A 25,227-nucleotide genomic window follows, 5' to 3' on the forward strand; every position below is an offset into this window, starting at 1 on the left:
CTGGCAAGTGCTTGCCAGCGGGTCTGCCGAGCCAGACTGCCATGCTGAGCTAACCGATGGGAGCTCGGCTTATTCCCCTGACCCGCCACACGGCAACAGCATCTCCACCACCCCCTCTTCCAGCTGCATATCGATGTGAAAACCGAGCTGATTGGCTAATAAATACTCGCCAGACCCGCTATCTCTCACTCCATGATGCTGTTCTCTGTTGCTGAATGCCTGTCTTGATCCGAATGAGGGGGCCGAAGTCTGCCGTTGCCGCAGGCTGGCTGCCTCAACACCATCAAGGTCTGCATCAAGATCTGCGCCTAAATTAATCACTCACTCACCCTGGTGTCGATCTCGGCTGGTCAGGGGATTTCTTTGCGTTAGAATGCGCCCCCTCAGCGGCAGATGATGCGCTACACTTCAGGTTAAACGCTATATATTGTGTTTTAAATTAAAGTTAACACAATGGGTAGTATGTTGACCGCTGTTCTTGGCTGCATGACAGAAGGTTGATTCTTGATGACAAAATCCAATTCAGTACGCGAGCCCGCACGGCTCAGCCCTCTTATTCCCCTGCAGGAGACGTCCCTGGAGATCTGGGACAGCAAGTATCGCCTCAAGCGCAAGGAGGGGGATCCAGTCGATGGCTCCATTGATGAGACCTATCAGCGGGTGGCTCGTGCCCTGGCGGCTCAAGAGCAGGATGGCGATGCCTGGTATGAGCGTTTCTTGTGGGCACTGCGCCAGGGCGCCATTCCGGCCGGTCGTATTATCTCCAATGCTAGCGCCTTCGAGCACAAGCCTGCCACCTCAACCATCAACTGCACCGTGTCCGGCACCATAGAAGATTCGATGGATGACATACTGGCCAAGGTACATGAGGCTGGGCTGACCCTGAAGGCGGGTTGCGGCATCGGTTATGACTTCTCGACCCTGAGGCCGCGTGGAGCCTTCGTCTCCGGTGCGGGTGCCTATACCTCGGGGCCGCTTTCCTTCATGGATATCTACGACAAGATGTGTTTCACCGTCTCGTCAGCCGGCGGTCGCCGTGGTGCCCAGATGGGCACCATGGATATTCGTCACCCCGACGTGACCGATTTCATTCAGGCCAAGCGTGAAGATGGCCGCCTGCGCCAGTTCAACCTCTCCTTGCTCATCACCGAAGAGTTCGTGGCGGCGGTGAAGGCTGATGCGCCCTGGCAGTTTATCTTCCCCTACACCCGGCAGGAGATCAGCCAGGATGGCATCGCGCTGGATGATCCCAAGCTGGTCGTGTGGGCCGACTGGCCAAACCGGCAGGGAGTGCAGCTCAACGAGCTGGGTCAGGTGGCCTGCAAGGTCTACAAGAACATGCCGGCCCGCAAGCTGTGGAATCTCATCATGGCCTCCACCTATGACTATGCCGAACCTGGCTTCATCTTGATCGACAAGGTCAACGAGATGAACAACAACTGGTTCTGCGAGGAGATCCGCGCCACCAACCCCTGTGGCGAGCAGCCGCTGCCTCCCTATGGCGCCTGTCTGCTCGGCTCGGTCAACCTGACCAGGTTTGTGCGCGATCCCTTCACGGCCAGTGCCCAGTTTGACTGGCAGGCCTTCCGTGAAGTGGTGGCCATCTTCACGCGCATGCTGGACAACGTGGTGGAGATCAATCAGTTGCCGCTCGCCAAACAGCGGGAAGAGATCATCAACAAGCGCCGCCACGGCATGGGCTTTCTCGGGTTGGGATCGGCACTGACCATGCTGCAACTGCGCTACGGCTCGGCGGCATCGGTCGCCTTCACCGAGCAGGTCGCCCAGGAGCTGGCCATGACCGGCTGGCGGGAATCCCTGGCGCTGGCCAGGGAGAAGGGTCCGGCGCCCATCATGGCGCAGGAGTTTGAGGTGACGGGCAAGATGCTGCGGCTGCGCCCCGAAATGGCGGCAGATGGCATCAAGCTGGGTGACAAGGTGAAGGGCCGGGTGCTGCATGCTCGCTACAGCCGTTACATGCAGCAGGTGGCCGAGGTAGATCCTGCTCTGGTGGCCGAGCTGGCTGAGCTGGGTGGTCGCTTCACCCACCACAGCTCCATAGCGCCCACTGGTACTATCTCGCTGTCCCTTGCCAACAATGCCAGCAATGGCATAGAGCCGAGTTTTGCTCATCACTACAGCCGCAACGTCATCAAAGCGGGCAAGAAGAGCAAGGAGAGCGTCGATGTCTACTCCTTCGAATTGCTGGCCTACAGGGCGCTGATCAATGCCGATGCCATGCCCCATGGCACCGATGAGGGAAGCCATTTGCCGGACTACTTCATCACGGCCGATGACATCACGCCGACTCAGCATGTCGATATCCAGGCCGCCGCCCAGCGCTGGATAGACTCCTCCATCTCCAAGACCGCCAATGTGCCGACCGATTTCCCGTTCGAGCAGTTCAAGGATATCTACATGCATGCCTCGGATGCGGGTCTCAAGGGCTGCACCACCTTCCGCTTCAACCCCGAGGTGTTCCAGGGGGTGCTGGTGAAGGAGCAGGATCTCGCGAACACTTGCTATGAATTCACCCTGGAAGATGGCTCTGTGGTCAGCGTACAGGGCAACGAAGAGATCGAGTACGACGGCGAGCTGCACACCGCGGCCAACCTCTATGACGCCTTGAAAGAAGGCTATTACGGTAAATTCTGAGACGATGACCATGGTTAAGAAGATCGACAAGAAAATCACCGCCTACAAGGTGCGTACCCGCGATGAACCTCAGGAGCCTGCCCCTGAGTCTGAGGTGGTCCAGATGCACGAGACAGTGCTGCGCCCTGAACGGCTGATGGGCACGACTTACAAGCTCAAGACGCCGGAACATGTCTCGGAGCATTCGTTGTTCATCACCATCAACGACATCATTCTCAACGAGGGCACGGTTCATGAGACGCGCCGTCCGTTCGAGATCTTCATCAACTCCAAGAGTCTGGAGCACTACCAGTGGATAGTGGCGCTGACCCGGATCATCTCGGCGGTGTTCCGCAAAGGGGGGGATGTGACCTTTCTGGTCGAGGAGCTGCGATCCGTGTTCGATCCCAAGGGGGGTTACTGGAACAAGGGTAAGTATGTTCCGTCGCTTATCGCCGAGATTGGCAACGTGATCGAGGCTCATCTCACCGAGATAGGCATGATCAAACCCGTGGGGCTGGATGAGCACCAGCAGCAGTTTCTGGCGAAAAAGCAGGCCGAGTTGCAGGGCGCTGCCAAACCCGAGGTGCAAGAGAGTCATGAGCAAGGGGCGAGCGGTTTCCCGGCCAGTGCAGGGCTCTGCTACAAGTGCCACACCAAGGCGCTTGTTCAAAAGGATGGTTGCCTGACCTGTCTCAACTGTGGCGACTCCAAGTGCGGTTGAGCCCCTGAGAGATAAGTGTGAGGGTAGAAGAGCCGGCCACTGTGCCGGCTCTTTTGTTGATTATTTTGTGTTCAACTGATTGAGCGCGTTAAGGGATTTGTTGCGCGTCGGTAAATTCGGGCGTAGCGTTGGAAGTAATAAAACTGTCACGGCCGTGTGGTTTCAATGACATCTGAGATTCACACACGTGGCACCCCCAGTGCCAAGGAGGATGCTTATGGACAATACGGACCGGAAGCTGTTTATCCTGGATACCAACGTTCTGTTACACGAACCCCTCGCGATTTACTCCTTCAAAGAACACGACGTATTGATCCCCATGACGGTGCTCGAAGAGCTGGATAACATCAAGGATCGTCAGAAGGATGTGAGTCGGGATGCACGCGTCGCGATCCGCGCCCTGGAAGATGTGTTCCGCGATGCGACCCCGGAGCAGATCACCAGCGGGGTGCCCCTGGCGGGTGAGGCATCGGGCCGCATCTCCATCTTCAGCGACCACCATCTGCCTCAGGATGCCGAGATCTTCACCGACAAGGAGGCGGACAACCGCATCATCAACGCCGCCCTCTACCTGCAAAAGCACGAGTCAAAACGCCAGGTGGTGCTGGTCACCAAAGATATCAACATGCGCCTCAAGGCCAAAGGGGCCGGTCTGTCCCGGGTGGAGGACTATCGTTCCGATCAGCTTATCGACGATATTCGCTTGCTGGCCAAGGGCTTCCAGCAGGTGCCCGGCAGCTTCTGGGAGCGGGTCGGCGAGTGCGAGAGCGAGACCCATGGCCGGGAGACGGTGCATGTGGTCGAGACCAAGCTGCTCGATCACGTACACGTCAACCAGTACCTGATTGACGAGGAGAACTTCTTCGCAGCCCGGGTGCTTGCCCATGATGAGCAGCACATCCGGTTGCGGGATCTGGGCCGCGAGCGGCTGATGTCACGCAAGGCCTGGGGAATACATCCCAAGAACATCTATCAGGGCATGGCCCTGGACGCCCTGCTCGATCCCCATATCGATCTGGTGATCCTGACCGGCCCGGCTGGTTGCGGCAAGACGCTGCTCGCCATGGCGGCGGCCCTGGAGCTGGTGATCGAGAAGGGGATCTACGAGAAGGTGATCGTCACCCGCAACACCCCTGAAATAGCCGAAAGCATCGGTTTCCTGCCGGGGACGGAAGAGGAGAAGATGATGCCCTGGCTGGCGGCGGTCACCGACACCCTGGAGGTGCTGCACAAACAGGATGAGAACATGAGTGGCTCGCTCAGCTACATCATGGAGAAGGCCAACATCCAGTTCAAATCGGTCAACTTCATGCGTGGACGCAGCATACAGAATACCTTCGTGCTGCTGGACGAGTGCCAGAACCTGACCGCCTCCCAGCTCAAGACCATCATCACCCGTTGCGGTGAAGGGACCAAGATAGTCTGCTCCGGCAACCTGGCCCAGATAGACTCCAATTACCTGAGTCCTGTGACCTCGGGGTTGACCTACATAGTCGAGCGCTTCAAGGATTTCGAGGGCAGTGCCAACATCTACCTCAACGGCGTGGTGCGCAGTCGACTCGCCTCCTTTGCCGAAGAGAATCTCTGACGTTCATCCTCAAGATGACAAAGAGGGGAGCCTGTGGCTCCCCTCTTTCATGGCTGGCATTCGATGCCAGTCAGGCCCCTTGGGAGAGGCCGAGGTAACGGCGCAAGCCCGGGTGGTCCGAGTCGCGCAGCAGACTGGGCAGCCCCTGCAGGGCGATACGTCCCTCATCGACGAACAGCAACTGATCGGCGATAAGCTCGGCATCTTCCGGGTTGTGAGAGACCATGAGCACAGTGATGTTCTGCTCGCGGGCGAGGCCCGCAACCTCCGCCAGCATCTCCCTGCGCAGGGCGGGGTCCAGGGCAGAGAAAGGCTCATCGAGCAGCAGCAGCGGCTTGCCGCGCACCAGGGCGCGAGCCAGGCCGACTCGCTGCTGCTGACCGCCGGAGAGCTGCTCGGGCAATCGGGTCAGCATCTCACCGAGTCCTACCCGCCGGGCGGCGTCTGTGACTTGCTGGCGCTGGGCAGGATTGAGACGCAGGCCAGGGTGCAGGCCGATGGCGATGTTGTCGAACACCGACAGATGCAAGAAGAGGTTGTGATCCTGAAATAGGGTGGTGACCGGGCGGGCTGCGGGTCCCAGCGGCAGCAGATCCTCATCGCAGAAGGTGAGTGCGCCGGATTCGACCGGTACGAAGCCGGCGATCATGCCGAGCAGGGTCGATTTTCCCGCGCCGCTTGGCCCTATCAGGGCGGTGATCTGGCCCGGCGCGAGTCGGGCACTGAAGCTCACGCGCCAGTCCGGGTAGCTGGTGACCAGCTCATCGATGATCAGCATGTTTTCCCCTCAAAGGTGTCGTTCGACCAGTCATTGATGCCAAGGGCTGGCCAGACAAGCGGCAGCAGATGGTCAGCGTCTTAATGTGCTGCATTTTTCCCTCCAAGCCCCCGCTCTACCAGCCAGAACAGCGAGAGACACAAGAGTAACAACAGCAGGGCGGTGGCGGCCGCCTCGGTCAGCCGGTAGCTGCCGAGCTGCTGGTAGAGCAGCCAGGGCAGGGTGGTGAGGCTCTGACTGCCAAACATGGCGATGGCACCGAGATCCCCCAGAGACAAGATCATCGACAGCGCCATGGCCAGGGCGAGAGGGCGGCGCAGCAGCGGCAACTCCACCAGACGCAGGCGGTTCAGGCCGCTCACGCCCAGGCTGTCGGCCAATCGGTCATATTGACGCACCACCAGTTGCATGGGGGCCGAGAGGGTGCGCAGCACATAGGGCAGCGCCATCAGGGCATTGACCAGCACGACCAGCCAGGGGGCGAGGGCGAACACATCGGTGAAGGGCATGAACAGGATGAAGAGGCCGGTGCTGAGCACCACGGCCGGTATCATCAGGATCATGGCGCCGCTGGCCTCCCAGAGCGCGGCGGCGCGGCGCCTGCGCTTGCGGACCTTGAGATGACGGCTGGTGAGCAACAGGGCGCAGCCGAGCAGGGTGGCGAACAGGCCGGCGCCGATGGCAATGAGCAGTGAGTGGCCCGCCGCTTGCCACAAGGCGGCGGAGCCGAGTGCCGTGAGCAAGGCGGGATTGAGCCCGGCCACCAGTATGGCCAGCAGGGGGGGCAGGAAAATGCCAATCCCAAGCAGCAGCACCAGACTGTCCACCCATCGCGTACCGGGCTGCAGGCGGTCCGGGCGCAGGCAGGTGCGCCCCCGGCTGACCCGGCTGGCGGGACTGGTCTGCAGCTTGTGTTGTAGCACCAGGAGCGCGGCGGTCAGCAGCAGTTGCATCAGGGCCAGGCCCCCGGCGGTGGCGAGATCAAAGTCGAAGCGCAGTGCCTGATAGATGGCAACTTCCAGGGTGGTGGACTTGGGGCCGCCCCCCAGGGCCAGCACAGTGGTGAAGCTGGTGAAACAGAGCATGAAGATGAGGCTGGCGAGCCCCGGCAGGGCGGCGCGAATGAGCGGCCACTCCAGCAAGCGGAAGATGTGTGAGGAGCGCATGCCCAGCTGACTGGCCAGTCGCCAGCTCGATTCGGGGATGGTCTCCAGGCTCTGCAGCAGCAGGCGGGCCGCCAGGGGCATGTTGAAGAAGACATGGGCCAGCAAGATGCCAAACAGGCCATACAGATAGTTGCCAGGATCCAGGCCGAGGGCTCGCAGCAGCTGCGGCAGCCAGCCCTGGCGGCCATGGACCGCCACTATGCCGAAGATGGCGATGATGACCGGCAGCACCAGGGAGAGACCGAACAGTTTGAGCAGCAGGCGACGGCCGGGGAAGCGACGCCGGGCCAGGGCGCGGGCCACCGGAATGGCGAGACCCAGGCTAAGCAGGGTGGAGAGCAGGGCCTGCCCCAGACTGAAACCCAGTACATGGCGCAGATAGGGGTCTGCGAGCAGGCCTGACAGGGAGAGGGTCCCCGCCTGCCACAACAGGGCCAGCAGGGGCCCCAGGGCTAGCAACAAGATGAGACTGGTGGCGCCGAGACCCGGCAGCCACCAGCAGGGGCGGGTCTGATTCACTGAGTGACGGCTTGCAGCCACTCGCGGATCCAGCCCTTGCGGTTGCTCGCCACCTCATCAGAGGAGAAGCTCAGGGTCTTGGCCGGGGTGATCATCTGTTCGAAGCCTTTGGGCAATTCGGTATTGATCACCGGATACATCCAGTTGCCGGTCGGGATCACCTGCTGGAAGGCGGGACTTATCATGAACTGAAGAAACTGATCCGCCAGCTTCTCCTGCTTGCTGCCCGCCAGCTTGGCGGCCACTTCCACCTGACGATAGTGGCCTTCGCTAAAGGTGGCAGCCTGATACTGGCTCTTCTGCTCGGCAATCAGATGATACGCGGGGGAGCTGGTGTAGGAGAGCACCATGTCAGCCTCGCCATCCATGAACATGCCATAGGCCTCGGACCAGCCCTTGGTGACGGTGACCGTCTTCTTGGCAAGCTGAGCCCAGGCTGCAGGCGCCTCATCCCCGTAGACCGACTTCATCCACAGCATCAGCCCCTGACCCGGGGTGGAGGTGCGCGGATCCTGATAGATCACCTTGAGATCCGGGCGCTCGACCAGCTCTTTCAGGCTAGTGGGGGGCTGCTTGAGTTTGTCCTTGTTGTAGACGAAGGCGAAGTAGCCGTAGTCGTAGGGGACGAAGGTGTCGTCTTGCCAGCCACCCGGCACCTTGAGGGCGCTCAAATCGGTATGATGCTTGGCAAAGAGGTCGCTCTTCTTGGCCTCTGCCACCAGCGCATCATCCAGTCCCAATACCAGATCCGCCTTGCCATGGCCCCCTTCGAGGCGCAACCGGTTGAGGATGGCGACCCCATCTTCGAGGGGAACAAGATTGAGGGTGCAAGCACACTGCTGCTCGAAGGCTTGCTTGATCTTGGGACCGGGTCCCCACTCGGAGGCGAAAGAGTCATAGGTATAGACGGTGAGAATCTGGGGCGAGGCTGCGTTGGCGGCGACGGAGATCAACAGGCCAGCGGCGGCAGTGAGCATGGTTTTCATCTATGGCACTCCTGTGAGGTGCCGACGGATGAGGAGGCGCTGTGCGCCTCTAGCCTCAAATTCCTCCGCCAGCATTATCTGGATCAGGTTCACGGGTATCATCTCAGCGCCTGGGCGCACCCCGTTTGAGCAAGGAGTCGCATTGTATTAACCTTCTGGAGGGCAGGCCAGCACAATCTGGTGTTGGGCCAGGCCCCAGTCGAGAGAGGAGTTCTGCGTGATCATCAGTACCAAGGAAAGGCGCGCCTTCCAGCGCATGATTATCAATGCCCCTATCACCCTCTATCAGGGCGATACCGTGCTGATGGGGATCTGCCGGGATCTCAGCGCCACGGGCATGGGCATATTGGTCAATGAGCACAATCTGGAGCTCGGTCTGCCGATCCGGGTCAGCCTGGCCACCCACAGCAACCTGTTGCCACCGTTCGAGGCTCAGGCGCGCATCATCCGGGAGCTGGATGCGCAAGAGGGGGCCTTGCTGGCGGTGGAGTTCCTGCCCATCAGTTGATAGGGCGCTCGCGGGGCGTTGCATCATCCATCTCCGGTCTGCTTGCGGCGCGAAAGTGGGCTCGACATGCAGTGGCTCCCATCGACCCTGTTATTCCCCCGCCGCCTCGGCGCGCACCGCCTGAATACTCAACTGGCCACTGTCTACCAGCGTCTTGCTGCTCGCGGCCAGCTGGCCTGGGGGTAACTCGGCGGGGCCGGTTGGTTCCATCAACAGGTAGCGTTGACCTTCCCACATCAGGCTCTCCTGGCTGCTCTGGACGGGCAGTGCGATCCCGAGCAGGGCATGGCCCGGTACGAATACCATGATCTGGGGGAGTTCTGGGAAGAGCTGCGCCAGCAGCGCTGCCATCAGGGTCACCTTGCTGTCGCAATCCCCACTATTCTGCTCCAGCACCTGACGGGGGGTAAGCAGACCTCGTCCCCCCCGGCCGCTGGGTTCATCGAGCAGCAAGTAGGGAATGTTCTGCACAAAATCGAGCACCCGGGCCGTGGTGTTCTGATAGGCCTCAAACTCGGTGGCCCCCCCCTGTTTGAGCAGGTCGGCAAGGGGCGCCAGTTCGTTGCGGCTCTCCAGGGCAATGCGCACATGATCCTGCTTGATGGCTCTGCTGCCATCGGGCGGGATGAAGTACTGGAAGTAGTATTGCCGCAGCCACCCCTGCTCCAGTTCGGCGCGGCGACTCTTCACCCAGGCGATGGCCGCTTGCGCCTTATCCTGGTTACGACTCTTGAGGCTCAGCTCGAAGGCGGGCCTTGCCAGGGAAAACTGCACCTCGGGAAACTTGTCATTCGCCTCGCGCAGCAGGCTCTGCCAGACATCTTCTTGCATCCGTGCCGGGCGATAGGCGATAAGCGGCGGCAAGGAACCGGTCGCCAACTGATAGCTGAGTTGCTGGGTCTCCCCTTTGTTGTCCTGCCAGCCCACATTGAGCAGACCTGCGCTGTTGATAAAGTGGCTCTGGGCGGCAAGCGCCTGATTTATCCCGCCCAGGCTCAGCAGCAAAGAGAGGCGCCATGTCATGACTAAGAGGGTTCTGCTCATCGGGGGTCAACATCTCCTGTGGGGTCGGCACAGCCATGAAAACGGGGAGCCAAGGCTCCCCGTTCATACTACAGCGTTCAGCGTCAGCTGACCTGCCTGACGTCGATGGCATCCCGATCCCGGGTGGCGATGTGGTGACGTCGTCCGTCAGGCATCGATGATGTTCAGACTCAGATCCAGCTCGGTTGCCGAGCTTCGAAAGCATCGATGGCGGCCTCGTGCTGCAGGGTCAGGCCTATGGCATCCAGGCCGTTGAGCAGGCAGTAGCGGCGGAATTCATCGATCTCGAAGCTAAAGCAGAGCGCACCGGCGCGCACCTGGTTGGCCTCCAGATCCACCTCGATCTGCAGACCTGGGGTGGCGGCGACCAGCTGGAACAGGGCCTCGACTTCCTCTTCCTTCAGACGCACCGGCACCATGCCGTTGTTGATGGCGTTGCCGTAGAAGATGTCGGCGAAGCTCGGGGCAATGATGGTCTTGAAGCCATAATCCGCCAGCGCCCAGGGGGCGTGCTCGCGACTCGAACCACAACCGAAATTCTCCCGGGCCAGCAAGATGCTGGCCCCTGCGTAGCGCGGCTGGTTCAGCACGAACTCGGGGTTGGGTTGCTGGCCCGCATCATCCAGGAAGCGCCAGTCGTGGAACAGGTGCTTGCCAAAGCCGGTGCGGTTCACTTTTTGCAAAAACTGTTTGGGAATGATGGCGTCGGTGTCGACGTTGGCGCTGTCGAGGGGGACGACGATCCCTTTATGCTGTTTGAATCCTGTCATCGTTATGTCCTCTTACAGTGCGCGAATATCGGCGAAACGACCGGTGACGGCGGCGGCGGCGGCCATGGCCGGGCTCACCAGATGGGTGCGGCCGGCGCGGCCCTGGCGCCCTTCGAAGTTGCGGTTGCTGGTGGAGGCGCAGCGCTCCCCCGGTTGCAGCCGGTCATTGTTCATGGCCAGACACATGGAGCAGCCGGGCAGGCGCCACTCAAAGCCTGCCTCGATGAAGATCTTGTCGAGCCCCTCGGCCTCGGCCTGGGCTTTTACCTGCTCGGAACCCGGTACCACCAGCGCCTGCACCCCGGCGGCAACCTTGCGACCTTGTGCAATGGCGGCGGCGGCGCGCAGATCCTCGATGCGGCTGTTGGTGCAAGAGCCGATGAACACCTTGTCGATGCTGACATCGCTGAGTTTCTGACCCGGTTGCAAGTCCATGTAGGCGAGTGCCTTGCGGGCGGATTGTTGCTCCATCAGATCGCTGAAGGATTCTGGTGCCGGAATGGGTTCATTGACGGCGATCACCTGGCCCGGGTTGGTGCCCCAGGTTACCTGTGGCGCAATGTCGGCGCCATTGAGCACCACCTCGGCATCGAATATTGCGCCTTCATCGCTCTTGAGGGTCTGCCAGTAGGCGATGGCCTGTGCCAGCGACTCGCCGGTGGGGGCGAATACCTTGCCCTGGATGTAGTCGATGGTGGTCTGATCCGGGGCTATCATCCCCGCCTTGGCGCCGAGTTCGATGGCCATGTTGCACACCGTCATGCGCCCTTCCATGGAGAGACCCCTGATGGCATCGCCAGCGAACTCCACCACGTAACCGGTACCGCCGGCAGCGCCGACCTTGCCTATGATGGCCAGTACCACGTCCTTGGCGCTGATCCCCTCGGCCAGCTTGCCTTGTACCTCGATGCGCATGGTCTTGGCCCGGCCCTGTTTCAGGGTCTGGGTCGCCATCACGTGTTCCACCTCGGAGGTGCCGATGCCGAAGGCCAGGGAGCCGAAGGCGCCGTGGGTGGCGGTATGGGAGTCGCCGCAGACGATGGTGGTGCCGGGCAATGTGATGCCAAGCTCAGGCCCCATCACGTGGACTATGCCCTGGTATTTGTGGTTCAGATCGTAGAGACGGACCCCGAACTCCTTGCAGTTGGCTGCCAGGGTTTCCATCTGGATGCGGGCCATCTCGCCGGAGGCGGCGATGTCCTTGGTGGTGGTGGAGACGTTGTGATCCATGGTGGCCCAGGTCAAGTCCGGGCGGCGCAGGGGGCGATTCATGGCGCGCAGGCCGTCAAAGGCCTGCGGGCTGGTCACTTCATGGACCAGGTGGCGGTCGATGTAGATGAGCGGCGTCTCGCCTGCCACTTCACGGACCACATGGGCGTCGAATACTTTTTGATAGAGGGTCTTTGCCATCTTGCTCACTCCTTCCTGATGTTTAGATGCGCGCGGCGATCTGGGCGCCCATGGCGGCCGTGCTCTGCACCGGATGACGGGCATCGGCCTGATGCAGATCGGCGGTGAAGTAGCCTTCGGACAGGGCCTCTGCCACGGCTTTCTCGATGGCCAGGGCGGCATCTTCCTGCTTGAGGCTGTAACGCAGCATCAGAGCGGCAGAGAGAATTTGGGCGATGGGGTTGGCGATCCCTTTACCGGCGATGTCCGGCGCAGATCCGCCTGCTGGTTCGAACAGGCCGAAACCGGCGTCGTTCAGGCTGGCGGAGGGGAGCAATCCCATGGAGCCGGTGATCATGGCGCACTCGTCGGAGAGAATGTCGCCAAACAGGTTGGAGCAAAGCAGTACATCAAACTGGGACGGATCCTTGATGAGCTGCATGGTGGCGTTGTCGATATACATGTGGCTCAGGGCCACATCCGGGTAAGAGTTGGCCACTTCAGTCACCACCTCGCGCCACAGGATGGAGGAGGCGAGCACGTTGGCCTTGTCGATGGAGGTGACCTTGCTGCGACGAACCCGGGCGGCCTGGAAGGCGAGGTGAGCGATACGCTCTATCTCGAAGCGGTGGTAGACCTCGGTGTCGAATGCCTTCTCATGGGCGCCTTCGCCCTCGCGCCCCTTGGGATGGCCGAAGTAGATGCCGCCAGTCAGCTCACGCACGCAGACGATGTCGAAGCCGCGATCCGAGATATCGGCACGCAGGGGGGAGAACTGCTCCAGACCGGTGTAGATGCGGGCCGGACGCAGGTTGCAGAACAGTTTGAAGTGGGCGCGCAGGGGCAGCAGGGCACCGCGCTCAGGCTGACTCTGTGGCGGCAAATGCTCCCACTTGGGACCGCCCACCGAGCCAAACAGCACGGCGTCGGCGGCTTCACACCCTTCGAGGGTGCTCTGGGGCAGGGGGGAACCATGGTTGTCGATGGCGATGCCGCCCACGTCATGGCGGTCATAGGCGAGGGAGAAGCCGAACTTGGCCTGCACCTTGTCCAGCACCTTGATAGCTTCGGCCATCACTTCCGGGCCAATGCCGTCACCCGGCAATACTGCGATCCGATAACTGCTCATACTGTCTCCGTCCTGATGTTGTCATTCCGTTCCATCTGTCTGGGGAGCGGACTCTGTAGGTCCGATCGCGGCTCAGATGGCTGCTGATTCGATGTTGTTATTCCATTCCGTCTGCTCAGGGACTGGGCATTGTCGCTCCGATCGCTGTTCAGACGGTTTCCGATTCGATGTTGTTATTCCATTCCGTCTGTTCAGGGACTGGGCATTGTCGCTCCGATCACGGCTCAGACGGTTTCCGATTCGATGTTGTTATTCGATTCCGTCTGCTCAGGGACTGGGCATTGTCGCTCCGATCGCTGTTCAGACGGTTTCCGATTCGATGTTGTTATTCCATTCCATCTGCTCAGGGACTGGGTATTGTCGGTCCGATCCCGGCTCAGACGGTTTCCGATTTGATGTTGTTATTGCGTTCCATCTGCTCGGCGACCTGATCGGCGCGCCAGATGCTGTTGATCACGTGGATCAGCGCCTGGGCAGAGGACTCGATGATATCGGTGGCAAGGCCCATGCCGTGGAACTTGCGTCCCTTGTATTCGGCGACGATGTCGACCTGGCCGAGGGCGTTCTTGCCCTCCCCCTTGCCCTTGAGTTCGTATTTGTCGATGCGAATTTCATAGCCGGTGATGCGATTGATGCACTGGTAGACGGCATCGACAGGGCCATTGCCGGTCGCGGCCTCACTGATGGTCTCCTGACCCACTTTCAGCTTGACCGAGGCGGTGGCGAGCACCGAGCTGCCGCTCTGCACGCCCAGGTACTCCAGCTTGAAGTGCTCGGGTTCTTCGTGGATCTGACTGAAGAAGGCGAGGGCTTCGAGATCGTAATCGAACACCTGGCCCTTCTTGTCGGCCAGGGTGAGGAACTTGTCGTAGAGATGGTCGAGGTCATAGCTGCTCTCGGCGTAGCCCATGGTCTCCATGCGGTGCTTGATGACGTGGCGACCGGAGCGGGAGGTCATGTTCAGGCTGTTCTGAGTCAGACCGATGCTCTCGGGGGTGATGATCTCGTAGGTGTTTTTGGCCTTGAGCACGCCGTCCTGATGGATGCCGGAGCTGTGGGAGAAGGCGTTGGCGCCGACGATGGCCTTGTTTGGTTGCACCGGCATGTTGCACAGCTGGCTGACCAGGCTGCTGGTGCGGTGGATCTCGTTGTGACGGATGTTGGTGTGAACCCCGAGCAGGTCGGCGCGGGTTTTGAGGATCATCGCCACCTCTTCCAGGGAGCAGTTGCCCGCTCGCTCACCGATACCGTTGATGGTGCACTCTATCTGGCGGGCGCCCATCTGGATGGCGCCGATGGAGTTCGCCACCGAGAGACCGAGATCGTCGTGGCAATGGACGGAGATGATGGCCTGATCGATGTTGGGCACCCGGTTGAACAGGATCTGGATGATGCCGGAGAACTCGGTCGGGACAGTGTAACCCACAGTGTCCGGGATATTGATGGTGCGGGCGCCGGCCTTGATGGCGGCCTCGACCATGCGGCACAGGTTGTCGATGGGGGTGCGGCCCGCATCCTCGCAGGAGAACTCCACGTCGTCCGTGTAGCGGCGGGCATGTCTGACCGCGCTGATGCCCATCTCCAGCACATCTTCGAAGCTCTTCTTCAGCTTGCTCTCCACATGGATGGAGGAGGTGGAGATGAAGGTGTGAATGCGAAATGCCTCGGCAACCTTCAAGGCTTCGGCGGCGGCATCGATGTCTTTGGGCAGGGCGCGGGCCAGGGCGCAGACCCGGCTGTCTTTGATGTGGCGGGCTATGGTCTGCACCGAGTTGAAGTCGCCGGGGGAGGATACGGGGAAACCCACTTCCATGACGTCGACACCGAGCCGCTCCAGGGCCAGGGCAATCTGCAGCTTCTCCTTGACCGTCAGACTGGCCGCCAATGCCTGCTCACCATCACGCAAGGTGGTATCGAATATGATCACTCGATTTGACATCTGTTTTCCCTCTTCCTAAGTGCTTTGGTGTGCATCCTGCTATTGGCATAAAAAAACCCGTGCAGGTTGCACGGGTTTTTGTAATGACCGGCTTTGCCTGAGCCCGGCTACAAGGTTCCCGCGCGAGAAGTCGCGATTAGGGAGCTTAGTAGTTGTTGAGCGGCAATATCCATGAGGTGAACAATCCTTCCAGTCAGTCATGCTTTACCAATATCGAGTTTTTTATCCTGTGTCAACCGGACTTTACCCATGGGATCCCCTGCGTTATTTAATCGAATTGTAAAGGAGTGCAAATTTCCTTGTCCCATGTTCGGTGCTTGCTCGATTATCCGGTCATTCCTGCTGCACTCGATCACCTGCACAAACGTATCGACTTATCAGCCTTTCGCGCATTCATTCGAGGTATTTCATGGAAAAACGTAGACCCGGTCGTCCGGTTGGACGTTCTGACATTCGTGACAAGTTGCTCGCCGCTGCTCGAGAGCGCTTTTTGAGCACCCCTTACAGCAAGGTCACCACCCGTGAGATTGCCGAGCGAGCTGGCTCCAACCTGGCGATGATCCACTACTACTTCGGTAGCAAAGAGGGTCTCTATCAAGCGGTGCTGGGGGATGTCGCCGAGCCGCTGGAGCAAGCCTGGCAGGATGAGGGCAGCCACCGCAGCCTCAACGATCTGCTCAGCACCTACTACCAGGTGATGGCGCCAAACAGCGAACTGACCTCTGCCATCTCCAGTGCCTTATCCAGTGAGAAGAGCCCGGGCCGGGATTTTGTCCTGAACCGCCTCCTCGAGCGGCAGATGCCTCAATTCGATGCCCTGCTGGCCGCCATGAAGGATAACGGCGAGCTCAATGCCGATGCGGATCCCGAGATGCTGAAGGTCTCCTTCCTCAGCATGATGTGGCAGCCCTTCGTGATGAAGGAGCTTTATGAGCAGGTGTTCGGCCTCAAGGTCGATGAGCAGTTCATGGCGCGATTGGCGAACCACAACTGTCGCTTGATGGAGTCCGGCTTGCGTCCCAGTCTGAACTGACGCATTCGAGATCCGCACGATGAGAAAAGGGCCATGAGGCCCTTTTTCATTAATCTGTTATCCCCTCTTCACCTTTTTGTCATACCACCGCCTCAATCTGGCATTCAGGATGACGAGGAGGCGAGGGTGATGAATAAAATCCAGCAATGGGATCTGCGAGTGTGCCAGCTCTGCTTGCTCCATCCCTATAACCGAACATTGGCCCGGATAAGTCGCCTCATCTCCCACAGTGGCGATGGCCCCCTCTATCTGTTGCTGGCCCTGCTGCTCTGGCAGCAAGGTGCGCGCGGCCAGGGGGCGGTGGAGGCGGCGCTGTTCGCCTTCGTGTTGGAACTGCCGCTCTATCTGCTGCTCAAGAACAGTCTGAGACGGGCTCGTCCCAGTGGATTACCGGTCTTCATCACCCCCTCAGATCGCTACAGTCTGCCCTCTGGTCATACCGCGGCCGCTTTCCTGATGGCGACAGTGCTGGCCGCCAGCTACCCAGAGTGGGCCGGTTCACTCTTTGCCTGGGCGAGCCTGGTGGCGGCCTCGCGGCTGCTGCTGGGGGTGCACTATGGCAGCGATCTGCTGGCCGGTGCCCTGCTGGGGGTGAGCTGTGCCACTCTGGCGCTGAGCTGGAGCCAGGGATGAGGGTACTGTTCGGGGTTCAAGGCACGGGCAATGGCCATATCAGTCGCAGCCGCACCCTGGCGCAAGCCTTGGCCGCGCAAGGGATAGAGGTGGATTATCTGTTCAGTGGCCGTGCTCGTGACGGTTACTTCGAGATGGAGGCCTTCGGTGACTATCGCAGCTTCGGGGGGCTCAGCTTCGTCACCCGTGAGGGGCAGGTCAGCCCCTGGCACACGGCGCGTCAGTTGGCGCCACTGCGTTTCTGGCAGGATCTCAAGGGCCTGGATTGTGGCCGCTATGACCTTGTCATCAGCGATTTCGAGCCCCTGAGCGCTCATGCGGCCCGTCGGCAGGGGGTGCCGAGCCTCAGCATCAGTCATCAGGCCAGCTTCCACTGGCCCGTTCCTCGCTGGGGCGAAAACCGGCTCAGCCAGCAGTTGATGCGCCACTACGCCCCTGTCCAGCAATCTCTGGGACTGCACTGGTTCCACTTTGGTTTCCCTTTATTACCCCCCATCGTCGATGCCATGCGCCCGGCCCCCGACAATCACAGCATCCTGGTCTATCTGCCCTTCGAGCAGCAAGATGCCATCGCGGCCCTGCTGTCGCGCTTTAGCCAGCATCAGTTTGTCTGTTTCCATCCAGGGGTGACCACGACCACCCAGTGGCGCAATATCCGCTTCGAGCCACCGGCCAGGGATGGTTTCAAGGCCCAGCTCTGCGGTTGTCGCGGAGTCATCTCCAATGCCGGTTTCGAGCTCGCCTCGGAGGCGCTGACCCTGGGCAAGAAGTTGCTGGTCAAGCCGCTGGGTGGCCAGTTCGAGCAGTTGACTAACGGCAAGACCCTGGAACTGATGGGATTGGCGCAGCTGATGGACAGTCTGGATGCCAATGCCGTGCGTAACTGGCTCGATGCGCCGTCGCCTGGGCAGATTGTCTATCCGGATGTGGCGACGGCCCTGGCACTCTGGCTGGCAGAGGGCGCCGAGGAGACGCTGGCCAACTTGTCACGGCGACTCTGGGCCAAGGCGTTGTTTCCCGAAGAGGTGGGCGATCGGCTGAGCGAGTTGGAAGGAGGGGAGTCCATTGGCACGGCCTGGCTATCCCAGCTCGGTAGTTTCGAATAGCTCATCAACGGCCGATGGCTGGCTGCGGTGGCATGGCGTTCAGTGCCCGGACCGTGCCCAATGGACTAGACTGATGAGTGCCCCCTAGCTGAGGATAAGCAAGATGCGTTTTACCAATGAGCATGGTGAAGTGATGAACTTGGCAGATGGTCTGACTCTCCATGAGTTGCTCGATATGGGCGTCAGTATCTCCGTCTGTGAGGAGACTGACCCGGATCAGCAGATCTGGTTGGCCGAGCCGGAAGACAATCCCTAGATTACCCCCTCTAATGCCCATCCCCGCGGGATGGGCATTCCCCTGCCAACAATTTCCTCTTCAGCAGGATCCACTGCTCCCTTCCGAAGCATCCAGGCAATCATGCCATTTTTCTCGACCCCCTCACTAAATGTTAATATCTGTTTGAAATTTATGACTGTTATTGTCAGATAAAGCCGTGGACAAGCCGGGGGAAGCGGGTTAACTTGGTTTTTCACCCCCTTTTGTGGGGGTATGATGGACAAACCCTATTTTTCAACTATCGCGCTCCGTACTCACTCCGTCTGACCCATAAGAAATAGCAGGCAGACCGGGTGGTGCCGGGAAGCAGCGGAGCCGTCGATAGAATTGCTAAACGGAGCAAAGCCTGGAGGGCTTTATCATGGAGATGTTATCAGGCGCTCAGATGGTGGTACGTGCGCTGGAGGATCAGGGGGTTGAACATGTGTTCGGCTACCCGGGTGGCTCAGTGCTCGACATCTATGACGCCCTCTTCGAAAACGGCAAGATGGAACATGTGTTGGTACGCCACGAGCAGGCGGCGGTACACATGGCAGATGGTTACGCCCGTTCCACCGGCAAGGTGGGGACTGTGCTGGTGACCTCGGGCCCGGGGGCGACCAACTGCATTACCGGTATCGCCACCGCCTACATGGACTCCATTCCCCTGGTGATCCTGTCCGGCCAGGTGCCGACCAGCATGATCGGAGAGGATGCGTTCCAGGAGACCGACATGATCGGTATCTCCCGTCCTGTGGTGAAGCACAGCTTCCTGTGCAAGACGGCGAGCGAGATCCCCGACGCCATCAAGAAGGCTTACTACATAGCTGCGACTGGCCGCCCGGGGCCCGTGGTGGTGGATCTGCCCAAAGATGTGCAGAATCCGAAAGAAAAGTTCCCCTACCAGTATCCCGACACTGTCTCCCTGCGCTCCTACAACCCGACCAAGGCCGGGCACAAGGGCCAGATCAAGCGGGCGGCCAAGCTGCTGACCGAGGCCCAGCGCCCGGTCATGTATGTGGGTGGCGGTGCCATCAATGCCAACGCGGATCAGCTGGTGACCAAGCTGGCCGAGCTGCTCAACCTGCCGGTGACCACCACGCTCATGGGGCTGGGGGCGTTCTCCGGCATCCACAAGCAGTTCGTGGGCATGCTGGGCATGCACGGTACCTTCGAAGCGAACAAGACCATGCACAACGCGGATCTGATCTTCGCCGTGGGTGCCCGCTTCGATGACCGCGTCACCAACAACGTGGCCAAGTTCTGTCCCAATGCGACCATAGTGCACATCGACATCGATCCCACCTCCATCTCCAAGACGGTGCAGGCCCATGTGCCCATCGTCGGCTCGGTAGAAACCGTGTTGCAGCAGATGCTGGATGTGATCGGCGAGTGTGGCTTCGACAGTGACAAGCAGGCGATGGCAGATTGGTGGAGCCAGATCGATCAGTGGCGCTCCCGCAACTGCCTGGCCTACGAGACTCACCCCACCCTGATCAAGCCACAGCAGGTTATCGAGACCCTCTACAAGGTGACCAAGGGGGAGGCCTTCGTCTCCTCCGACGTCGGCCAACACCAGATGTTCGCCGCCCTCTACTACCCCTTTGCCAAGCCGCGCCAGTGGATCAACTCAGGGGGCCTCGGCACCATGGGCTTCGGTATCCCGGCCGCCATGGGCGTCCAGTTTGCCAACCCCGATGCCGTGGTGTGCTGCGTCACCGGCGATGGTTCGGTACAGATGAACATCCAGGAGCTCTCTACCTGCATGCAGTACGGGGTGCCCATCAAGATCATCTCCATCAACAACCGTGCGCTGGGCATGGTCAAGCAGTGGCAGAAGATGTTCTACGGCGGCCGTCACAGTCACTCCTACATGGAGTCACTGCCGGACTTCGTCAAGTTGGCGGAGGCCTATGGCCATGTCGGCATGGCAGTGAGCGATCCGGCGGAGCTTGAGAGCGCCATGGAGAAGGCCTTCGCCATGAAGGATCGGCTGGTGTTCATGGATATCTCGGTCGACCCCGATGAGCACGTCTATCCGATGCAGATCAAGTTCGGCGCCATGGATGAGATGTGGCTGAGCAAGACGGAGAGAACCTGATGAGACATATTATTTCCGTTCTGTTGGAAAACGAGTCCGGCGCGTTGAGCCGTGTGGTGGGTCTCTTCTCCCAGCGCGGCTACAACATCGAGACCCTGACGGTGGCCCCCACCGAGGATCCCACCCTGTCGCGCATGACCATAGTGACCATGGGTGATGAGCGGGTACTTGAGCAGATCCAGAAGCAACTCCACAAGCTGGTGGACGTGCTCAAGGTGTGTGACTTGAGCGAAGGGGAGCACATAGAGCGGGAGATAGCCCTGGTCAAGGCCCGTGCCATTGGCGGTACTCGCGACGAGTTGAAGCGGCTGGCGGATATCTTCCGTGGTCAGATAGTCGATGTGACCCCGGATCAGTACACTGTCCAACTGGTGGGTACCAGCGAGAAGCTGGATGCCTTCATCAAGACGGCGGCCCAGACCAACGAGATCATCGAGGTGGTGCGTTCCGGGGTTTGTGGTATCTCCCGGGCAGAGAAATCCCTGCGAGCCTGAGTCCCTCTCACTCTCGTCCCAAAAGAGCCCTTCGGGGCTCTTTTTTTCGTTAGGATGATGGCTGCGCATAGGGGAACACAATCGTGATCTCTGGCTTGCCGGGTGGGAGGTGGCACATTATTGATTCAATTATTTATATCTGCCACTGGCCAATTGCCGGGTTACAAGGCAGATTCAAACCAGTATCATCGATGCCTTTTTCGCCATCACCCCGGGGTCCACAATGCCTTTTCGCCGCTTCAAATTGCGTCAACAGATCATGCGAGGAGTCCAGTCTGGTCTCGTTTTCCTGGTGATCCTGCTGCTTGGTGCCACCATCATCGGCTGGCAGACAGTGAGTGACATGAATGCAGATAACCAGACCAGATTGCAGCATGCTCGCGACATGTTCGATCGTACCCTGGATAACGCCTATCAGGCGGCCATGACGGTCAAACCCTTGCTGGGTCAACCCTGTGCCAACGTCAAGCAGATACTGCGTCACCAAGTGGCGACGGTGCCGGATGTGCGCACCGTCAACCTGACCCGAGGCAATCGCATCTACTGCACTTCCCTCTATGGCGAATACGACCAGGATTATGACCCCAGCGGCTATGTGCAGGGACAGCTGGATCTGGCGCCGGGGAACTCGCTCACCCCGGATCGCGCCCTCATCGTTTACCGCGCCCAAGGGGAGGAGGGCAGTGTGCTGGTGGGGGTGGATGGTTATTACCTGGCCAACACGCTGCAACTAATGAGTCGCGAGGTCCCCATGATGCTGCTGGTGGGCCAACGCTGGATGGGTCCTAATGGTCGCGTCCTGGATGGGGAGCCTCATCTCGATGGGGGCAAGTTCAGTCTCGCCTCCCAGCGTTATGCCTATCGATTGGGCTCGAGTATCACGCCGCAACAATATTGGCAGCGAGCCAGGGATTACAGCAATGGCAGCATGGTGCTCTTCCTGATCTTGGCGTTGTTGGGGGCTGGGGTGGCGTTCTGGGTGTTGGGGCGTCCGGTGTCGCCAGAGGAGGAGCTGGCACGGGGGCTCGCCAAGGGGGAATTCATCCCCTATCTCCAGCCGGTGATGGATGGCGTCCATGAGGCGTGTACCGGTTGTGAAGTACTGATGCGTTGGCAACACCCGCAACAGGGCATGATATCGCCGGATCGTTTCATCCCCATGGCGGAGGCCAGTGGCCTGATCATTCCCATGACCAGCGACTTGATGCGCCAGGTGCGCGAGCGCTTCGCCCCCAAGGCCCGGGAGTTACCCGTCGGTTTTCACTTCGCGTTCAATATCTGCGCCCGCCATTGTCAGGATCTCAGCCTGGTGGAGGATTGCCGGGCTTTCCTCAAGGCATTCGAGGCCAACCCCATCAAGTTGGTGCTGGAGCTGACCGAACGTGAACTGATTGAACCCAATGCCATGACAGATAGCCTGTTTGCCGAGCTGCATAATCTCGGCGTGTTTATCGCCATCGACGACTTCGGTACCGGCCACTCCAGCCTGACGTATCTGCAGAAGTTTCAGGTCGATTTCCTCAAGATCGACCAGAGTTTTGTCGCCATGATAGGTTCCGATGCCCTCTCCAGCCACATAGTGGACAACGTCATCGACCTGGCGACCCGGCTCGGTCTCATGCTGGTGGCCGAGGGGGTCGAAACCCGGATACAGGCGGACTATCTCAAGGCTCACGGCGTCGATTTTCTGCAGGGCTACCTGTTTAGCCGCCCCTTGCCTATGGTCGGCTTTGAACAGATCATGACCACCTTTGGCAAAGATGGAGGGCAGACATCGTCGATGTGACGCTAATCACCAATAAAAAAGCGGCCCTTGGCCGCTTTTTTATTGGTAAAGAGGAGCTTAGAGCATGCGCCTCATGGCGTTGCACAGTCGTTTGATGCCTTCCTCTGTGGTGGCTTCGTCCACGCAGGAGAAGCTCAGGCGCAGGGTGTTCTGGATCTCGGGGCGCACATAGAAGGGGGCGCCGGGCACGAAGGCGACCTTCTCCTTGATCGCCTCATCGAACAGCGCCATGGCCGAGATGCTGGCGGGCAGGGTCAGCCAGAGGAACATGCCCCCTTCCGGACGGGTATAGCTCACCCCCGGCGGGCAGTGACGAGCCAGGGCGGCTTCCATGGCGGCGCGCTGGCGACCATAGACCTCCTTGATCTTCTCCAGATGGGCATCCAGCGAGTGGTCGGTCAGGAAGCGGTGCAGCACCTGCTGGCTGAAGGCGTTGCTGTGCAGATCCGTGGCCTGCTTGGCGATGGTGACCTTCTTGCGCAGCCAGTCCGGTACCAGCATCCAGCCGAGACGAAACGCGGGCACCACCGTCTTCGAGAAGGAGCCGAGCAGCACGGTATTGTTTGGCGCCAGCTTGGCGATGGGGGGCAGGTGCTCACCCTCGAAGCGCAGCTCGCCATAGGGGTCATCTTCCACCATCAGCAGTTCATGACGCACCAGCCGTTCGGCCAACGCCTCGCGGTTGGCACGGCTATAAGAGACACCGCTCGGGTTCTGGAAGTTGGGCACGCCATAGAGCAGCTTGGCCGTGGAGCCCTCGGCCAGCAGCGCATCCAGCGCAGCCAGATCCAGTCCCTCTTCTCCCAGAGTGATGGGGCGGAAGTTCGGTTGATAGACGGAGAAGGCCTGAATGGCGCCGAGATAACCCGGCTCCTCGATGATGAGATCCTGCCCTTCGTTGACCAGCACCTTGCCCAGCAGATCCAGCGCCTGCTGGGAGCCGCTGGTGATCAGGATATTGTCCGGGTTGACGGTCATGCCATGGCGCGCCAGGTAGCGGTCGGCAATATATTGGCGCAGTGGGGCGAAGCCCTCGGTGGCGGCATATTGCAGCGCAGCGGCACCCTGCTCGCGCAGCACGTCCTGGCAGGCCTGGTCGATGGCCTTGACCGGGAACAGATGAGGATTGGGCAGGCCGCCGGCGAAGGAGATGATCTCCGGATTGGCGGCAACTTTGAGGATCTCGCGGATGAAGGAGGGTTCAACCTTCTCGAAACGCTGGGCAAAAAACGGCTGCATAGTACTCTCTCTGACTGGTGGGCGGTCGCTCCATTCAACCGCCAAGTTATCCGTTTGTATCAGATTTAAAAATTGAGGCAATGGCTGGTGGAAAAATCGATAAAAAAGGGCAGCTTTGGCACCTGCCCACATTTTATCGTCCCGGCTTGGCATCCCCTCGCCAAAACGGCTGGGGGGCCTGTTACAAGCCAGGATCGCGCAGGAAGCGGATCATGATGTCGGTATTGGCGCCGAGCTGCTGCTCGACCCGGCCCGGGAAGAGCTCGGCCATCTTGTCGAGGCGGTCGTGCTCTGTGTGCCAGATCTTGCCCCACTGGGTCTCGCTGTCCCGATCGCAGGCGCTCTTGCTCCCCTCGTCGTAGCAATCCCACAGCGCCGGGTGGGTGCTCTGGGAGTAACCATCAAAGCCATCAGCACCATTGATGGTGAAGTTGGTCGCCTCGACATAGGCGATGGGCACCCCGAGGCAGGCGAAGGGGGCATGATCCGACCAACTGCCGGTTTCCCCTTCCGGGTAGCCGGCATAGCTGGGATGGATGGCGAACGGGGTCTGGCTCAGCTCCGAGATGGCGAGCAGACGATCCCGTACCTTGGGATCATGGCTGTAACGGGCCGGTTCGGCGCAGCCATACTCGGCTTCATCCGAGTGGGCGGAGTGGACGTAGACGATGTCGCCCCCGGCGATGGTGTCGTAGTTGACCATGGCGAGCAGTCGGGCGATGGCGGCCTCATCTTGGCTGGCAACATAGGCCTTGGCGCCGTTGAGGCCGTTCTCCTCGGCGCCGAAGAAGGCGAAACGTACCGTATAAGGCAGGGTCTGGCCCTTGAGTGCCTCGGCGACTGCCAGCAGGGCGGCCACGCCAGCACCATTGTCGGTGGCCCCCTCCGACCCCAGATCTTCCCCTGTACTGTCGTAATGGGCTCCGATGAGAATGACGTTATCGCTCTCACCCTTGAGTTCGGCGATCAGATTCTGGGATGATTTTTCCTCCCCGCGGCGCTGATAGCTGAACGGCTGGCGTTCGACCTCATAGCCCCAGCCGGCCAGGTTATCCTGGATCCAGTCGGCGGCGCGGGTCTCGGCGGCGCTGCCGGTCGGACGGGCACCAATGCCCTCGGCACTCGAGCTGAGTTGGGTCAGGTATTCGAAGGCCTGTTCGGCTGGCGTCGGGGCAGCCGGGGCCTCTGACTCATTGCTGGAGGTGTTGCAACCGGCCAACAGGGCGGCGAGGCTGAGGGCGACAAGGGTCTTGTTCATACTGCAATCCTTTGTTGTATATGGTTTTATTATCGCGGCACAGCATGCCCTTATGAAGCCTTTGATACTGTGAGCCAGCTGGCAATTGTCCATTGAGCAGCACAGGATGGGCGCGGCTCGGTCATTAGTTGTCGGAAAGACTTGCGC

At 60.1% G+C, this 25,227-nt stretch carries 21 protein-coding genes and 1 riboswitch; of the genes, 11 read left to right on the forward strand and 10 right to left on the reverse strand.

Annotated features, from left to right (window positions below):
* The first annotated feature begins 507 nt into the window (after positions 1-507).
* The 3 genes from M2366_RS18945 (at position 508) to M2366_RS18955 (ending at position 4,946) form a co-directional block, all read left to right on the forward strand.
* Positions 508-2,655 carry an adenosylcobalamin-dependent ribonucleoside-diphosphate reductase gene (locus tag M2366_RS18945; protein WP_259270407.1) on the forward strand — a complete coding sequence of 716 codons (2,148 nt, stop codon included), beginning with the start codon at positions 508-510 and terminating at the stop codon, positions 2,653-2,655.
* A gap of 10 nt (positions 2,656-2,665) precedes the next feature.
* Positions 2,666-3,358 (forward strand): NrdJb, encoded by a 693-nt coding sequence (locus M2366_RS18950; protein ID WP_259270408.1) that lies wholly within the window; start codon positions 2,666-2,668, stop codon positions 3,356-3,358.
* Positions 3,359-3,575: 217 nt separating this feature from the next.
* Positions 3,576-4,946, forward strand: a complete 1,371-nt coding sequence (locus M2366_RS18955; protein WP_042039607.1) for a PhoH family protein — start codon at positions 3,576-3,578, stop codon at positions 4,944-4,946.
* A gap of 70 nt (positions 4,947-5,016) precedes the next feature.
* Here the strand turns inward: M2366_RS18955 and thiQ are convergent, their stop codons facing one another.
* The 3 genes from thiQ to thiB form a co-directional block, all read right to left on the reverse strand.
* The gene (gene thiQ / locus M2366_RS18960; RefSeq protein WP_259238057.1) at positions 5,017-5,724 is read right to left on the reverse strand and encodes a thiamine ABC transporter ATP-binding protein; all 708 of its coding nucleotides are present in this window, start codon (positions 5,722-5,724) and stop codon (positions 5,017-5,019) included.
* Between the two features lie 80 nt (positions 5,725-5,804).
* Positions 5,805-7,430, reverse strand: a complete 1,626-nt coding sequence (gene thiP / locus M2366_RS18965; protein WP_259270409.1) for a thiamine/thiamine pyrophosphate ABC transporter permease — start codon at positions 7,428-7,430, stop codon at positions 5,805-5,807.
* On the reverse strand, positions 7,406-8,395 hold the full coding sequence (thiB, locus tag M2366_RS18970) for a thiamine ABC transporter substrate binding subunit (RefSeq protein WP_259270410.1): 990 nt from the start codon (positions 8,393-8,395) through the stop codon (positions 7,406-7,408). Before thiB ends, thiP begins: the two co-directional genes overlap by 25 nt.
* Positions 8,396-8,438: 43 nt before the next feature.
* Positions 8,439-8,529, reverse strand: a riboswitch (TPP riboswitch).
* 83 nt (positions 8,530-8,612) lie between these two features.
* Between thiB and M2366_RS18975 the strand changes: the two genes are divergently transcribed.
* Complete coding sequence (locus tag M2366_RS18975; RefSeq protein ID WP_259270411.1) at positions 8,613-8,903, forward strand: PilZ domain-containing protein; 291 nt, start codon at positions 8,613-8,615, stop codon at positions 8,901-8,903.
* Between the two features lie 90 nt (positions 8,904-8,993).
* On the opposite strand, the gene M2366_RS18980 is transcribed toward M2366_RS18975, so the two are convergent.
* The 5 genes from M2366_RS18980 to leuA form a co-directional block, all read right to left on the reverse strand.
* Positions 8,994-9,947: a transglutaminase domain-containing protein gene (locus tag M2366_RS18980; RefSeq protein WP_404972813.1), complete on the reverse strand. Its 954-nt coding sequence runs from the start codon at positions 9,945-9,947 to the stop codon at positions 8,994-8,996.
* Between the two features lie 170 nt (positions 9,948-10,117).
* Positions 10,118-10,717: a 3-isopropylmalate dehydratase small subunit gene (gene leuD, locus M2366_RS18985; RefSeq protein WP_259270412.1), complete on the reverse strand. Its 600-nt coding sequence runs from the start codon at positions 10,715-10,717 to the stop codon at positions 10,118-10,120.
* Between the two features lie 12 nt (positions 10,718-10,729).
* On the reverse strand, positions 10,730-12,127 hold the full coding sequence (gene leuC, locus M2366_RS18990) for a 3-isopropylmalate dehydratase large subunit (RefSeq protein ID WP_042039614.1): 1,398 nt from the start codon (positions 12,125-12,127) through the stop codon (positions 10,730-10,732).
* Positions 12,128-12,149: 22 nt separating this feature from the next.
* Complete coding sequence (gene leuB / locus M2366_RS18995; RefSeq protein WP_259270413.1) at positions 12,150-13,235, reverse strand: 3-isopropylmalate dehydrogenase; 1,086 nt, start codon at positions 13,233-13,235, stop codon at positions 12,150-12,152.
* 376 nt (positions 13,236-13,611) lie between these two features.
* On the reverse strand, positions 13,612-15,174 hold the full coding sequence (gene leuA / locus M2366_RS19000) for a 2-isopropylmalate synthase (protein WP_259270414.1): 1,563 nt from the start codon (positions 15,172-15,174) through the stop codon (positions 13,612-13,614).
* Positions 15,175-15,583: 409 nt separating this feature from the next.
* Between leuA and M2366_RS19005 the strand changes: the two genes are divergently transcribed.
* From M2366_RS19005 to M2366_RS19035, 7 genes are all read left to right on the forward strand, one after another.
* Positions 15,584-16,207 carry a TetR/AcrR family transcriptional regulator gene (locus tag M2366_RS19005; RefSeq protein ID WP_042039617.1) on the forward strand — a complete coding sequence of 208 codons (624 nt, stop codon included), beginning with the start codon at positions 15,584-15,586 and terminating at the stop codon, positions 16,205-16,207.
* A 129-nt stretch (positions 16,208-16,336) separates the two neighbouring features.
* The gene (locus tag M2366_RS19010; protein ID WP_042039618.1) at positions 16,337-16,840 is read left to right on the forward strand and encodes a phosphatase PAP2 family protein; all 504 of its coding nucleotides are present in this window, start codon (positions 16,337-16,339) and stop codon (positions 16,838-16,840) included.
* Complete coding sequence (locus tag M2366_RS19015) at positions 16,837-17,946, forward strand: MJ1255/VC2487 family glycosyltransferase (protein ID WP_259270415.1); 1,110 nt, start codon at positions 16,837-16,839, stop codon at positions 17,944-17,946. Before M2366_RS19010 ends, M2366_RS19015 begins: the two co-directional genes overlap by 4 nt.
* A 103-nt stretch (positions 17,947-18,049) precedes the next feature.
* Positions 18,050-18,202 (forward strand): hypothetical protein, encoded by a 153-nt coding sequence (locus M2366_RS19020; protein ID WP_157013829.1) that lies wholly within the window; start codon positions 18,050-18,052, stop codon positions 18,200-18,202.
* Between the two features lie 382 nt (positions 18,203-18,584).
* Positions 18,585-20,303 (forward strand): acetolactate synthase 3 large subunit, encoded by a 1,719-nt coding sequence (locus tag M2366_RS19025; protein ID WP_259270416.1) that lies wholly within the window; start codon positions 18,585-18,587, stop codon positions 20,301-20,303.
* Entirely contained in the window at positions 20,303-20,797 is a 495-nt protein-coding gene (gene ilvN, locus M2366_RS19030; protein WP_005899311.1) for an acetolactate synthase small subunit, read from the forward strand. The genes M2366_RS19025 and ilvN overlap by 1 nt, the downstream gene beginning before the upstream one ends.
* A 223-nt stretch (positions 20,798-21,020) precedes the next feature.
* Complete coding sequence (locus M2366_RS19035) at positions 21,021-22,583, forward strand: cyclic diguanylate phosphodiesterase (RefSeq protein WP_259238078.1); 1,563 nt, start codon at positions 21,021-21,023, stop codon at positions 22,581-22,583.
* 57 nt (positions 22,584-22,640) lie between these two features.
* Here the strand turns inward: M2366_RS19035 and M2366_RS19040 are convergent, their stop codons facing one another.
* Positions 22,641-23,822 (reverse strand): PLP-dependent aminotransferase family protein, encoded by a 1,182-nt coding sequence (locus tag M2366_RS19040; protein ID WP_224431193.1) that lies wholly within the window; start codon positions 23,820-23,822, stop codon positions 22,641-22,643.
* A gap of 181 nt (positions 23,823-24,003) precedes the next feature.
* Entirely contained in the window at positions 24,004-25,080 is a 1,077-nt protein-coding gene (locus M2366_RS19045) for a M28 family metallopeptidase (protein ID WP_259270417.1), read from the reverse strand.
* Between the last annotated feature and the right edge of the window lie 147 nt (positions 25,081-25,227).

It is taken from the genome of Aeromonas sp. BIGb0405 (assembly GCF_024807335.1).
Lineage (GTDB): Bacteria > Pseudomonadota > Gammaproteobacteria > Enterobacterales > Aeromonadaceae > Aeromonas > Aeromonas rivuli.

Coding starts and splice junctions, on each gene's coding strand:
- M2366_RS19010 (WP_042039618.1), top strand. CDS start 16,337: ATGAATAAAATCCAGCAATGGGATCTGCGAGTGTGCCAGCTCTGCTTG.
- leuB (WP_259270413.1), bottom strand. CDS start 13,235: ATGAGCAGTTATCGGATCGCAGTATTGCCGGGTGACGGCATTGGCCCG.
- ilvN (WP_005899311.1), top strand. CDS start 20,303: ATGAGACATATTATTTCCGTTCTGTTGGAAAACGAGTCCGGCGCGTTG.
- thiB (WP_259270410.1), bottom strand. CDS start 8,395: ATGAAAACCATGCTCACTGCCGCCGCTGGCCTGTTGATCTCCGTCGCC.
- M2366_RS19015 (WP_259270415.1), top strand. CDS start 16,837: ATGAGGGTACTGTTCGGGGTTCAAGGCACGGGCAATGGCCATATCAGT.
- M2366_RS18955 (WP_042039607.1), top strand. CDS start 3,576: ATGGACAATACGGACCGGAAGCTGTTTATCCTGGATACCAACGTTCTG.
- M2366_RS18945 (WP_259270407.1), top strand. CDS start 508: ATGACAAAATCCAATTCAGTACGCGAGCCCGCACGGCTCAGCCCTCTT.
- leuD (WP_259270412.1), bottom strand. CDS start 10,717: ATGACAGGATTCAAACAGCATAAAGGGATCGTCGTCCCCCTCGACAGC.
- M2366_RS19005 (WP_042039617.1), top strand. CDS start 15,584: ATGGAAAAACGTAGACCCGGTCGTCCGGTTGGACGTTCTGACATTCGT.
- M2366_RS18980 (WP_404972813.1), bottom strand. CDS start 9,947: ATGAGCAGAACCCTCTTAGTCATGACATGGCGCCTCTCTTTGCTGCTG.
- leuA (WP_259270414.1), bottom strand. CDS start 15,174: ATGTCAAATCGAGTGATCATATTCGATACCACCTTGCGTGATGGTGAG.
- M2366_RS19040 (WP_224431193.1), bottom strand. CDS start 23,822: ATGCAGCCGTTTTTTGCCCAGCGTTTCGAGAAGGTTGAACCCTCCTTC.
- M2366_RS18950 (WP_259270408.1), top strand. CDS start 2,666: ATGGTTAAGAAGATCGACAAGAAAATCACCGCCTACAAGGTGCGTACC.
- M2366_RS19035 (WP_259238078.1), top strand. CDS start 21,021: ATGCCTTTTCGCCGCTTCAAATTGCGTCAACAGATCATGCGAGGAGTC.
- leuC (WP_042039614.1), bottom strand. CDS start 12,127: ATGGCAAAGACCCTCTATCAAAAAGTATTCGACGCCCATGTGGTCCGT.
- thiQ (WP_259238057.1), bottom strand. CDS start 5,724: ATGCTGATCATCGATGAGCTGGTCACCAGCTACCCGGACTGGCGCGTG.
- M2366_RS19025 (WP_259270416.1), top strand. CDS start 18,585: ATGGAGATGTTATCAGGCGCTCAGATGGTGGTACGTGCGCTGGAGGAT.
- M2366_RS19045 (WP_259270417.1), bottom strand. CDS start 25,080: ATGAACAAGACCCTTGTCGCCCTCAGCCTCGCCGCCCTGTTGGCCGGT.
- M2366_RS19020 (WP_157013829.1), top strand. CDS start 18,050: ATGCGTTTTACCAATGAGCATGGTGAAGTGATGAACTTGGCAGATGGT.